The sequence below is a fragment of the Cyclobacterium sp. genome, from assembly GCF_014762705.1.
Taxonomy (GTDB): Bacteria; Bacteroidota; Bacteroidia; order Cytophagales; family Cyclobacteriaceae; genus Cyclobacterium.
Genome location: NZ_JABURL010000106.1, coordinates 78,903 through 89,250, shown reverse-complemented (window position 1 = coordinate 89,250; position 10,348 = coordinate 78,903). Strand labels below are relative to the sequence as shown.

Annotated in this window: 10 protein-coding genes; all 10 read right to left on the bottom strand. The window is 44.0% G+C overall.

Annotated features, from left to right (window positions below; translation table 11 throughout):
- Window positions 1-170: 170 nt before the first annotated feature.
- Window positions 171-938, bottom strand: coding sequence for an ABC transporter permease subunit (locus HUJ21_RS20950; RefSeq protein ID WP_291372576.1), 768 nt, complete (start codon window positions 936-938; stop codon window positions 171-173).
- On the bottom strand, window positions 931-1,647 hold the full coding sequence (locus tag HUJ21_RS20945; RefSeq protein WP_291372574.1) for an ABC transporter ATP-binding protein: 717 nt from the start codon (window positions 1,645-1,647) through the stop codon (window positions 931-933). The genes HUJ21_RS20950 and HUJ21_RS20945 overlap by 8 nt, the downstream gene beginning before the upstream one ends.
- Window positions 1,640-2,887, bottom strand: coding sequence for a nitrous oxide reductase family maturation protein NosD (gene nosD / locus HUJ21_RS20940; protein WP_291372573.1), 1,248 nt, complete (start codon window positions 2,885-2,887; stop codon window positions 1,640-1,642). Before nosD ends, HUJ21_RS20945 begins: the two co-directional genes overlap by 8 nt.
- Entirely contained in the window at window positions 2,884-3,345 is a 462-nt protein-coding gene (locus HUJ21_RS20935; RefSeq protein ID WP_291372571.1) for a hypothetical protein, read from the bottom strand. Before HUJ21_RS20935 ends, nosD begins: the two co-directional genes overlap by 4 nt.
- Before the next feature lie 23 nt (window positions 3,346-3,368).
- Complete coding sequence (locus tag HUJ21_RS20930; protein WP_291372569.1) at window positions 3,369-3,944, bottom strand: hypothetical protein; 576 nt, start codon at window positions 3,942-3,944, stop codon at window positions 3,369-3,371.
- 80 nt (window positions 3,945-4,024) lie between these two features.
- The gene (gene nosZ, locus HUJ21_RS20925; protein ID WP_291372579.1) at window positions 4,025-6,010 is read right to left on the bottom strand and encodes a Sec-dependent nitrous-oxide reductase; all 1,986 of its coding nucleotides are present in this window, start codon (window positions 6,008-6,010) and stop codon (window positions 4,025-4,027) included.
- A 56-nt stretch (window positions 6,011-6,066) separates the two neighbouring features.
- Window positions 6,067-6,567, bottom strand: a complete 501-nt coding sequence (locus tag HUJ21_RS20920; RefSeq protein ID WP_291372567.1) for a cytochrome c — start codon at window positions 6,565-6,567, stop codon at window positions 6,067-6,069.
- Window positions 6,497-7,816 carry a hypothetical protein gene (locus HUJ21_RS20915; RefSeq protein WP_291372565.1) on the bottom strand — a complete coding sequence of 440 codons (1,320 nt, stop codon included), beginning with the start codon at window positions 7,814-7,816 and terminating at the stop codon, window positions 6,497-6,499. The genes HUJ21_RS20920 and HUJ21_RS20915 overlap by 71 nt, the downstream gene beginning before the upstream one ends.
- A 161-nt stretch (window positions 7,817-7,977) precedes the next feature.
- On the bottom strand, window positions 7,978-8,730 hold the full coding sequence (gene ric / locus HUJ21_RS20910; RefSeq protein WP_291372564.1) for an iron-sulfur cluster repair di-iron protein: 753 nt from the start codon (window positions 8,728-8,730) through the stop codon (window positions 7,978-7,980).
- A gap of 154 nt (window positions 8,731-8,884) precedes the next feature.
- Entirely contained in the window at window positions 8,885-10,099 is a 1,215-nt protein-coding gene (gene hmpA / locus HUJ21_RS20905; RefSeq protein WP_291372563.1) for an NO-inducible flavohemoprotein, read from the bottom strand.
- Window positions 10,100-10,348: the final 249 nt, after the last annotated feature.

Below are 10,348 nucleotides of genomic sequence, written 5' to 3'. Positions count from 1 at the left end.
TTTTGGAGAAAAAAAACAACTAAATTAGAGGCTGCCCGACTTTTCGGACAGCCTCTTTTGTTTTTCTGAGATTGACAGTACTTTTACTTATGTAGGTTGTTTTTAAAAGATTAACCAAAAACCTCAAAACCTCAAAACCATTGATTTTCAGAGAGAGGAAGTTTTTCACTTCATAGGTCCTTGTGCCGAAACATCCGAAAGGAAAAAGCTACCGGAAGAAGTGCCCATGCCAGCATGATGAGCAGGCTTGCGATAAGTCCCCACCATTCGCTGAAAAATTGCCGGAAAATAGCCCCGCTGTAACCCATCAGTGCTGCGGCTTCGGTCTGCATGAGCACCGTGATCCTGCCCAGGTCCACAGGATTGAGAAAAGTAATGTAAAGCACCACTTTTTCTATGGGATAATCACTAAAATTGTACATCATCAAAAGTACCAGGCCATCGAAAATCAACACAAAATAGACCCAGAGGAACAAGGCAAAACCCATACCTCTGGCCTTGTCCCTCACCCAAACGGCTACAAGAAGGGCGAGGCCAATGAATATCCCGGTCAGCAGCAGGGCAACCCCTGATAATACCAGGGATACCCAGTGAGGATGCATCAGCCATAAAGGCAATCCCAAACCTGTTACTATCGCCAGGCCGAAGGAAACAAGCAGACCTAAATAAATGCTTCCTATGATACTGCCTCGCTTTAGAGGCTGTGCGATCAAAAGGACCATGAATTCATACATATTGTAATAATAAATGGTAGAAAAAATTACCGTGATCATGGGCACCAGCAGCAGTGTCAGGTTTAAAACTCCCAGAATGGCTTTGTCTCCCTGTCCCTGCAATAAAAAAAAGCCCATGGTAGCCAGCAGCAGAAAAACCGTATAAAGCAAAATGATCCAGTTTTTGATCAGATCTGAAATAATAAATTTCGCAATTTTAAACATGGCTGTTTTCTTGTTTTAATACCTGGGCAATGATCCGGTTCAGCCGGTTTTCTGCTGTCTCGGCCCTAAGCTGCTCCAAAGGCTTAAAGAATTTTACTTCTCCTTCCATCAAATAGCTGACATGAGTGGTGATATCATCCAAATCATTTAAAATATGTGAACTGATCAAAATCAGGCGGTCTTTTCCCAAAGTTTTTTGTAATTTTTCTTTTAGGATTTCATTGGCAATCGGGTCCAGGCCCGCCGTAGGCTCATCCAATATCAAGACCTTTGGATCAAAAAGGAAGGCAAGTGCAGCACTTACTTTTTGCTTCATTCCTCCGGACAGTATTTCCAATTTTTTGGACCCCATTTGATCTATTTCGAAAGCATGATACAGGTCCAGGTCTCTCTTTATTTCATCTTTTCGCAGACTTTTGACCATGTTAAACAACTGACTGACCGTCATATTGCTAGGGAAACGGCTCATTTGGGGCATGTAGCCTATCTGCCGCCGATAAAGGCTTTGTCCTTTTATGGGGCTGCCATCAAAGGCAACATGTCCCTCCTGGGGGAGCACCATTCCCAAGAGGATCTTGATCAGCGTGGATTTTCCTGAACCATTCGGGCCAATTAAGGCGATGGCCTGATTTTCTTCAAACTGCAGACAAATGTCTTTTAAGACCTGATGCCGGCCAAATTTTTTGTAGACATGATCTATTTTAATCATAGCTGATTGGCTTTATGCGGGGCTGCTCATCAGAAAGGTGCTCGGGAATTATTTCCGGAAACATGCGTTCGGCCATGTCCAGTGCATCAACCAGAAAACTGTGCAGGAGCATATTGGCAGCCGGTATTTTATCGGTGATCAGGGCAAAGAGGTTGACCGGGCGATGGGCAAAATCACCTATACCATCCTTGTCCAGGTCATGTCCTTTATATTGTGCCCAGTAATTGCCTTCGAAATGATTCAGATTGGACCTGGAATTGGTCAATACTTCAAAGGTATTGCCAATAAAATTATTGGAAAGGATTTGATTATCGATACAGTTTCCCTTGATGTCCATGGCTTTTCCATTGTCGATGAAATTGTTGTTTTCAATTTTGATCCTGCTGGCTCCTTCAGCATAAACACCAACGGTATTGCTTTTGAATGTATTTTGAGACATAAAGCCATCGCTGATTTCTTTCAGAAGTATGCCATAGGAAGACCCACCCCAATTTTCCTCAAAGGTGTTTTTTACCATTTTGATGTGCTTGCTGAACATCACGGCCACCCCTGCGCCGTTCCTTTGGAAGCTGTTTTCTTCATAGGTATCATAGTTGGAGAACATGAAATGGAGCCCATAGCGCATATTGTCCTGGCTGGTATTGCCCCGGATCAGGCTTTGATCGACAAACTCAAAATAAATCCCGTCCCGGTGATGGCTCAGGTGATTGTTGATTACTTCCATTTGGCTGCCTTTCCAGATATGGATGGCATTGCCGGCATTCATCTCATCGTGGGCATTTCCTTTAATCGTATTGTTTTGGACGATGCACTGGGAAGAATTTTGTAAATAAATGCCAAAAAAGGCATTGATCAGGATATTGTCATCGATAATGACTTCCCTGGCTTCCACGATACGGATGGCAGCCCGGTCTTTCAGGTGGCTCACACCAATATTTTGAAGCCTTAATCCCTGGATGAGTACTTTATCAGCCTGAACAATGAAGATTTCATCGCCGCCCTGGCTGTCAATAACGGGCCTGTTGACACCGATGAGGCTCAGGGCTTTGCTGATCAGGATCTGGTTTTCCAGGTAAGTGCCCCCATGTATGAAAAGGGTGTCCATTTCATTGGCCTTTTCCACAGCTTTTTTGATGGAATTTAAGGGTGTTCCTTTCTTTACATGATAGGCATCGGCCTTAAGCCCTGTTGAGTAAAAAAGGATCAATACAATCAGATGGCAAAAAAATGTTTTCATCATTCCCGAAAGTTTGAGGGTTTGAATTCGGACAGTTGATCCTGGAGGGCCTGCCAGTTCAGGGATTTACTCCCATCAGTGGGTTGGTCCCGAAACCCTGCCAGATGGGCTCCCATGGGGCTTGGGTAATTTTCAGAAATGGCAAAATTCAGATTTTCTACGGCGATTAACTTGCCCGGATCATCATAGGCGATGCCTAAAATGTGGGCAAATTCATCCTCCTTGCTTTCGTTCAAATAGGGTAGCAGGCACTCCATGGCATCAAATTTATATACTTTCCCTTTTGAACTGACCAATTCTCCCCCGAATCTGGGGTCTGCTATTTTCATTTTGCAATAGCTGCAATGGTCTTCCCCAAATGCAATGGGTTCAGGGTCCGTGCTGCAAGCCATCAGCCACAAAGTTAGGAGCAAAAAGAGATTGGGAATTAATTTCCTGAAAGTCTTATTGGTATTGTTCATTTGTCCTGGTGTTGCCTCTTTTTTTATTTTCTATTTTTTTTGATAAATGCCAGTCCTCCGAAAACTGTCGCCATGCCCAGGAAAAGGCCTCCCCAGTGGGGATAGGATTGTACCTTAAAGTTTAGCAAATCTTTTTTCCCCAATAAAGGAGGCATATAGGTCATGCCTTCTACTTTAATGGGCGCTTTGGGATCCAGGTTATGACCATAATCATAGAGCCACAGGTAAAAATCATAAAGGCCCAAAATCCCCAATAGTACCAGGACTATGGTCCAGGTTAAGAATCCCATACTTTTATTAATCCAGGCAAAGACCAGGCCCAAGGCGATCATGAGGTAATTGATCAGGGGGAAGTATTTTAGTTCGGGAATGGAATCCGGATGAATGGCCTGCATCCCTATATAGTGGTTCAGTATATTGATGTTCTGGATGATATTTTTGTCTGTTCCGGAAACTTTATTGATCCAGATGTGCAGTTGTAATCCTCCCGGGAATTGAGCTGCATCCAAACGTATTTGCCATAAGGGGAAAAAAAACAGTGCTGCCAAACTGGCTACCGCCAGAAGCATTAAGATTTTGGGAGTGGGTAATTTTTTCATACAAGACCTGTTTTCCTGACCTGAAGCCAGGATTAAGAAAATGCTGCTGCCAGCCTGTTGGACCGGCAGCAGCCTGAAAATTACTGTGATGCCCTGGCTTTGGCTTGCTCATAGAAGGTATTCGCCGCCTCGCGGTTGTCACTTAATTCTTCATTAAGTCCCCATTTGAGTGGAACATCGGAGCCCTGGGCAGAGACCCTGGCGTATCCGGACATTTCCTGGTGCAGGGCGGAGCAGAAGTCGGTACAGTAGAAAGCAAAAACACCCGGTTTTTTGGGTTCCCACAATAAGGTCCTGGTTTGTCCCGGCATAACCAAAAGCTCGGCATTGGTAGCTCCCTGCATGGCAAAACCATGGGGTACATCCCAGTCCTGCTCTAAATTGGTGAGGTGAAAAAACACCTTGTCCCCCACCTTGATCCCTTCTATATTGTCTGGGGCCAGGTGACTTCTCATGGCGGTCATGTAAACGTGTACTTCATCACCTTCACGTTCCACCTTGGAATTACCTTCTCCCATGGTGGCATAAGGATGGGTGTTGTCTTCAATGGGATAGAATTTTTTGGAATTTGCCATGAGCTTCTCTGCAGCTATGGCCTGGGCATAGTGAGGCTCTGCCTTGGTGGGAAAATCGAGAATAAGCTCCATCTTTTCCCCACTGATGTCAAAAAGCTGTGCAGAGTGCATCATTTCCGGGCCCGTAGGTAGAAAACGGTCTTTGGTAATTTTATTCATGGCCACCAGGTATTTGCCATCGGGGTTTCGGGTTTCCCCACCGGGGATTACCAGGTGTCCTGGAGAATAAAAGGTGGATTGGCGGTCCAGGATTTCCTTGGATTCTACATCCCATTTTACCACTTCGGATGAGATGAAGAATGTGGTATAGGCATTACCTCTACCATCAAATTCCGTATGAAGTGGGCCTAGCCCTGGTTTCTTAACGATGCCATGGAGTCCTGCTTCATAATTGATGATGGGAATGCCGTCAAATTCACCATCAAAATTTTCCTCCTCTATGGCTTGCATGATCTGGCTGAAGGAATAGACAGACATGTCAGCAGAGAGCTTTCCGTTTCCGACAATATATTCCCCGGTAGGATCTATATCACATCCGTGTGGTGACTTGGGTACAGGGATAAAATAGACCATGTCCGGGCATTCCTTAGGGTCAAGGATTTTTGTAGTGGTCCTTTCCTCAGAATTGACAATACCGGATCCTTCGTTCATCAGATTGTGGTAATAGGAGGTTTCTCTTTCAGTAAACTTACCGGCTGCCAGGTATTCTTCTGCCTTTTTCCAGTTTACAATGGCCATCAGGTCTTTGTCCATTTGGGAGGCATTTACTTCCAGCAGGGAATGGGCCTGCTCGGAATTGTAGGTGGTCAGAAAGCTCCAGCCGTGAGATACCGCTTTGCCGTTTCTGGCCAGGTCATAATTGAATCCGGGCATCTCAATCTGAAAGGCCAGATCCATATGACCATGCTCCTGGTCCAATGATACATAATTGATCAGGCCCTTGAAATTCTCCTTGTAGGTATCAATGGGAACATCTTCCTGGGGAATGGGAACGCTGAACCTGGTACCCGACACCAGGTATTCCGAATTTTCAGTGATAAAGGGGGAACAATGTAGCCCTGCTACATCAGGAATTTCCAGTATTTCTACGGTTTCGAAAGTGGTGAGGTCCACCCGGGCAATCCTGGGCGTATTGTTCCCATTAACAAACAGCCACCTGCCATCAAACTCTCCGTTTTGCTGAGAAAGTTCGATATGGTGGGAATCATCCCATGGGACAAAGCCATAGGAAGTATTGAACAAGTTTTTGGTTTCTTCACTATAGCCATATCCATTTTCAGGATATTGGGAGAAAACAGGGATTTCTTTAAACAGCCTTCCTGAGGGCAATCCGTAAACGGTAATTTGCCCACTGTAGCCTCCTGATAAAAAGGCATAAAACTCATCGTACTCGCCAGGTGGAACATAAGCCTTTTGGGCTGCGTCGCCATGAATGAGCTGGCTGGAATCCCTGTTGTTACAGGATATCATGCCGGTCAGGAGAACTGGCATTAGGAGTAAAAGTGCATTTTTGTTAAGTATCATTGTTATCTGGTTTTTGGGTTTATTTATGAATTGGCCTGGTCTTTATTTCCGGTTTTTTCCATATCATTCTTTCGGAAAAATTCCAGAATATTCCTGGCATCGCCTATAGACACATTTTGATTGGGCATTCTGGTGAGGCATTCTTCCAGCATGGCCCTGGCTTCAGGGTCCTCTTCCAGCATGACATCCACGTTAGTAATCATGTTCATGATCCATTCAGGCTTTCTGCGGTTGGTGACTCCCTGAAATCCGGGTCCCACCACCCGCTGGTCTGTCAGCTTGTGGCAGGCAGAGCATTTCATGTCATATATCGATTTGCCCATTTTTACCATGTCTTCATCCAGTTCCTCTTCAAGATTTACTTCTTCTATTTCGCCAATGCCTTTTCCTTCAGCAATGGATTGTGGAACCTCGGACTCCGAATTTTCAGGTGCGGATAAAGTGTTTCGCTCGTTATTTCCTGATCCACAGGAACAAAAAAGAAGGGCGATGGTTAGCATTTTGATTAGGGTCAGATTTTTCATAAGTTGTTGTATTTGGTTGAAGATATTTTTTTGCCTCTTTGATCTTATTCATCGGTGTTTTTTTAGTATTGATATGAAGGATAAATAACAAAATGGCCAGCGGTAACAAGGTGGATAAGGCAAATAATGATTCGTGGTAAAAGGGCAATTGACCCAAATGCCACCAGTAAAATAAGCCCTGGGTGAACAGTAGGATTTCCGTAAATACAAAGCCTGAAACAAAGAGGGTCAAGGCCAGCATAAATGGATTTGATTTTGTTCTGAAATACCCCAATGTTGAAAAGAAATAAATCATAAAGGCAGACACAATACCCAATACGGTGAGGTGTATGAAACCCATCATCAAGGGACGGATGGTAGTGGCAGAAGCGGCGGCTTCCGGAAAAATAACCAGTGTTTGAATTCCGATTTTTATGATCCAGGATAAAAAGCCAAACCGAAAGGCCAGGTTTTCTCTGCTATTAAGCTGATTCCGTAGGCCTTCCCAGCCCATTTGAAGGAAAAGCCCCAAACCGATGAGCTGAAGCAGCAAGCCCAGGTTATTGAGCCACCAGAAGGAAGTATTGCCGTAGGCCCAATACAAAACCAGACCAAAAGTCAGAAAGGTAGCCACAACAAAAACAGTAAAGAACCGGGCGAATAGATGTTCCTTTATCTTCCAATTCCTGCGCAACATGGTATCAAGAAGTAAAGCCAATATGGCAAAGGTAAACCAGCCATGGAATTGGAAATGCAGGTAAAACTGAATGGCTATCTGGTACAAGGCGGTATTCCTCCCTCCCGAAACGGCCAGCGGTCCCAATACCCATACCCCTAAAGTGGATAGGATTAAAAATACCAATGAGGCACCCAACATCTTTTTAACTGCCGGATGACTGATCTGCTGATCTTTCCAGATCCGGAAACAGAAAACATAACTTGCCAGAATATGCAGGGAAGAAAAGGAAATGGATACAGCCGCATACCCTTGTAGGGGAAAGCTGAGCATCATACCTATTACCGTGATTTGGGTAAGCCAAAACAGGCTTGAATAGCTCTTGCGTTTTGGCTCCGGAAGAAAGCGGCTATAAAATAAGGCGTAAATGCCCATATACACCCAACCCAGCATGGCCACATGAGAGTGTGCATGCAGGAGGTTTCTGTATTCCATCCAATCTATCTCCCAGACAAAGGCGGCCCGGAGAATAAGACCAAAGAGAGCAGCAATTAAAAAATTTGAAAATGATAATAAAATCCAGAACTTTTTCATTCGATTAGGATTTACATTATACCTTACCAAGGTAACATTTTACTTTAAAATGTACAAGTATGGTAATTTATAGCGTATGAACATTATCAAATAGGGAGTATAATATGCCCCCTATCTACGCTATCTTTCATTCACCGCATTTTGTTCTGGATTTTTTATTATCAGGAAACAGGAATATTTTTCCCGGACGCCAGACCTTTCTCTTCCATTTCAATGGCTTTGGGAAAAAGGATGTTGTTTTCCAGGTGGATGTGCTGGTGCAAATCGGTTTTAAATTCATCCAGTAGGGCATAGGTGACCCGATAGGTACTGCAGGCATCGCCAGGAGGGGAGAAATCACTGCTAAGGGCAGCCATTTTTTCAAAGCGGTCACCTTCATTTTCGTGCTCATCCATCATCATCCGGATGGGGTTCTTTACCGTGCCAAAGTGAGGTTTGGCCTGTTCAGATGTCTGAATTTCCTGATCCTTTGCCATTTTCCGGACATAGGGAAACAAAATAAATTCTTCCTTTTTCATGTGGGCCGTCAACTCACCAGCACTTTGGTTGAAAAGTTCGGTGATTTCAAATAGTTCCGGGTGGGCCTGTCCATGGACTTTACACAGTTTGTCCAGGTATTGCTGTAAGAGGGGGATTCGGTCTTCCACATAGCGGTGGTGTTTTTTTTCAATGTAATCCGCCAGCAGGTCCAGTGGCCAAAAGTTGAAATCATGTATGCCTTCCGTGGAGGAATTCAGCATTTTATTTACAGCAGCCCAAACCGTCTGGCTGTTGATTTTTTGCTTTTCGCAGGCTTCTTCTATAGATCTGTTTCCTTTGCAGCAAAAATCAATGCCAAAAGATTCGAACACCGTGGCCAGGCGATAATCCTTTGCCACCAAAGCGCCAATTGTTTCTTGTTTTGTAGTTTCCATATTGATTATAGGTTAAGAATTATAAACGATAATCAGACCTGGTACTCCTTTAATACTGTTTCAGGTTTACCCGTTTTTGTCTTATTGTGAAGCAAAGGTAGAACAAAAATAATAAAGGACAAAATAGTCCTTTATTATTTTTTGTGATTTTTCTTTAGTTCAATGAAAGTTGTTGTGGACCAAATTCTTCAAAAAAGATGGCGTTTTCATGGATACCGATAGCCTTCAAATCCTGGTATTGCTTCTCAATGAATCCTGCAGGACCACAAATGTAGCATCGTGCGTTTGAGGGTATTTTATAACCGGGGAGGCTGTCCAATGCTACCGGGCCTTGCAAAATGCCATTTTTTCGATCCTTTGCTGTTACCTGATCAAAAAAGATATATTGCTCCATGTTAGGCTTTTCTGCATTTATTTCGAGGATTTTATTTTTAAAGGCATGAACTTCCTGACTCCTGCACCCATGAATCCAGGTAATGGCTTGTTCATGGTCTTTTTCAATGGCAGTTTGCAACATGCTGATCAATGGTGTTACGCCAACCCCTCCACTGATCAGGACCAGCGGGGTTTTGCTTTCCTCGTTCAAAGTAAAATTGCCGGATGGGGCGGTAAGTTCAACGATATCCCCTACATCTACAAAATCGTGCAGCCTGTTGCTGATCATTCCATTCGTGTTGGGTTGGGGCCCCTGTTCCCTTTTCACCGAAATTCTGTAATAATTTTCGTCTGGGATACTTGAAATGCTGTATTGCCTGGACTGGTTAAGACCCGGGTCGGGCAGAAAGACCTTTAAACTTATGAATTGACCCGGAAGGTGGGGCAGAACTTTTCCTTTATCCGATGGGTAGAGGTAAAAGGAGGTGATTTCTGATGACTCCTCCACTTTTTTGGTCACTTGAAAAGGCCGCCAACCGGTCCAGCCCCCTGGTTCGTTGGTCAGTTTCTGGTACATGTCAGCTTCTAAACCTATCATTAGCTCCGCTAACTGGTAATAGGCTGCTTCCCAGGCGTCGATAATATCGGCAGTAGCACTATCTCCCAAAACTTCCTTAATCGCGGCCAGTAGGTGATTGCCCACAATGGGATAATGTTCCGGACGGATATCCAGGCTAACGTGCTTGTGGCCGATACGGTGTAAATCCGGAAGGAGTGCCTCTGGTCTGGAAATATGTTCGGCATAAGCCAACAAGGCCAAGGCCAGGGCCTGCTGCTGTTTTCCGTTCTTTTGGTTTCCCATATTGAACATGTTTTTCAACTCGGGATGGTGCTGAAACATCCTTTTGTAAAAGTGGGTGGTTAGTACCAGACCATGTTCTTTCAGTACGGGAGCTGTCGCGGTAATTACTTGTTGTTGTTTTTTGCTGATCATTTAATGATTGCTTTAGGGCTTTAACATATATTTTTCGTTTACCAGAATGGATTAGTATCCGTTCCGGAGATGCAAATGTACCTATTAATATAAAAAGATAAAAATACCTCTTTATATTATAATAAAATTTCCCGGTACAGTTTCCTATATTTTCCCAAGCAATAATTTAATTCGCCGGCTTCCAGATAGTTTGACAATAACTATTGATAATCAGTCACCTATCCTTATTGTTTACGGTCATGAAAAGGG

Bases quoted from the DNA above. Each gene is read 5' to 3' on its own strand.
- HUJ21_RS20935 (WP_291372571.1), bottom strand. From the start codon at position 3,345: ATGAACAATACCAATAAGACTTTCAGGAAATTAATTCCCAATCTCTTT.
- nosZ (WP_291372579.1), bottom strand. From the start codon at position 6,010: ATGCCAGTTCTCCTGACCGGCATGATATCCTGTAACAACAGGGATTCC.
- HUJ21_RS20950 (WP_291372576.1), bottom strand. From the start codon at position 938: ATGTTTAAAATTGCGAAATTTATTATTTCAGATCTGATCAAAAACTGG.
- ric (WP_291372564.1), bottom strand. From the start codon at position 8,730: ATGGAAACTACAAAACAAGAAACAATTGGCGCTTTGGTGGCAAAGGAT.
- HUJ21_RS20920 (WP_291372567.1), bottom strand. From the start codon at position 6,567: ATGAAAAATCTGACCCTAATCAAAATGCTAACCATCGCCCTTCTTTTT.
- HUJ21_RS20945 (WP_291372574.1), bottom strand. From the start codon at position 1,647: ATGATTAAAATAGATCATGTCTACAAAAAATTTGGCCGGCATCAGGTC.
- nosD (WP_291372573.1), bottom strand. From the start codon at position 2,887: ATGATGAAAACATTTTTTTGCCATCTGATTGTATTGATCCTTTTTTAC.
- hmpA (WP_291372563.1), bottom strand. From the start codon at position 10,099: ATGATCAGCAAAAAACAACAACAAGTAATTACCGCGACAGCTCCCGTA.
- HUJ21_RS20930 (WP_291372569.1), bottom strand. From the start codon at position 3,944: ATGAAAAAATTACCCACTCCCAAAATCTTAATGCTTCTGGCGGTAGCC.
- HUJ21_RS20915 (WP_291372565.1), bottom strand. From the start codon at position 7,816: ATGAAAAAGTTCTGGATTTTATTATCATTTTCAAATTTTTTAATTGCT.